Source organism: Streptomyces boncukensis (assembly GCF_011045075.1).
In the GTDB taxonomy this organism is placed as follows: domain Bacteria; phylum Actinomycetota; class Actinomycetes; order Streptomycetales; family Streptomycetaceae; genus Streptomyces; species Streptomyces boncukensis.
In genome coordinates this window covers 1-1,140 of record NZ_JAAKZZ010000999.1, presented here as the reverse complement: position 1 = coordinate 1,140, position 1,140 = coordinate 1, and the positions used below count along the sequence as shown (strand labels likewise).

The 1,140-nt window shown below is 76.0% G+C and carries 1 protein-coding gene; it reads left to right on the top strand.

The window, feature by feature from the left end:
- Nucleotides 1-25: 25 nt before the first annotated feature.
- Nucleotides 26-1,140 (top strand): GTPase (locus G5C65_RS37560; protein WP_241266348.1); only part of this gene is annotated, 1,115 nt, incomplete at its 3' end.

Here is a 1,140-nt window from a genome sequence, read left to right as displayed (position 1 = left end):
CCCGCCGTCCGCGCCGTCCGAGCCATTGGCGCCGGCGGCGGCCTCGGTACCGGACGCGGACGAGGGCGGGTCAGCCGTTCGGGAACGCGCCGGTCGGCCGGGCCCGGGTTCGGACCGGGGGTGTGGGGACGGTGAGGGCGCGGTGGAGGACGGTTTGCGGCAGCGACTTGGCGCACTGCGCACGCTGATCGGACTCTCGCTGCCCCGCGTCGGCCGAGCGGTGCTCGCGGAGGCGGGGCGGGTCCTGGACGAGGCGGCGTCCCGGCGGGAGCTGCCGCGCGGCTGTACGACGGTCGCTCTCGCGGGCGCGACGGGCAGCGGGAAGTCGTCCCTCTTCAACGCACTCACAGAGGCCCGTCTCGCGGAGACGGGCGTACGCCGTCCCACCACTGCCGCGCCTGTCGCCTGCACCTGGGGAGGGGAGGCGAACGGAGTCACCGACGGGGCGGAACGGCTGCTCGACCGGCTCGGCATCGCGGCGGACGCGCGGCACCGTCGCCCGCCCTCCGAGCTGAGCGGGCTCGTGCTCATCGACCTCCCCGACCACGACTCCGTCGCCCCGGGGCACCGCGAGCGGGTGGACCGGCTGCTGGAGCGGGTGGACGCGGTGGTGTGGGTCGTCGACCCGGAGAAGTACGCGGACGCCGTGCTGCACGAGCGCTATCTGCGGCAGCTGGCCGGACACGCCGAGGTCACCTTTGTCGTGCTGAACCAGCGGGACAGGCTCACCGGGGATGCCGTGGACGCCGTGCTGGACGATCTGCGGCGGCTGCTGGACGACGACGGTATGGCGCTCGGGGAGCACGGAGAGCCGGGGGCGTGCGTACTGTCGGTCTCGGCGCTCACCGGGGAGGGCGTCGACGAGCTCCGCGAGGAGCTGACCGGCTTCGCCGCCACACGGCGCGCCGCGCTGCTGCGGCTGCGCGCCGACCTGGACGGTGCGATGGGCCGGCTGCGTCCGGTGTACGCCGAGCCGGACCCGTACGCGGGCGCCCCCGGAGGGCTGACGGAGCGGGTACGGGAGGACTTCGACGACCGGCTCGCCGAGGCCGTGGGCGCGCGGGCGGTGGGCCAGGCGGCCGAGCGCGCCTGGCTGCGCCACGCCGAACAGCTGTCCGCCACCCCGTGGACGCGGCTGCG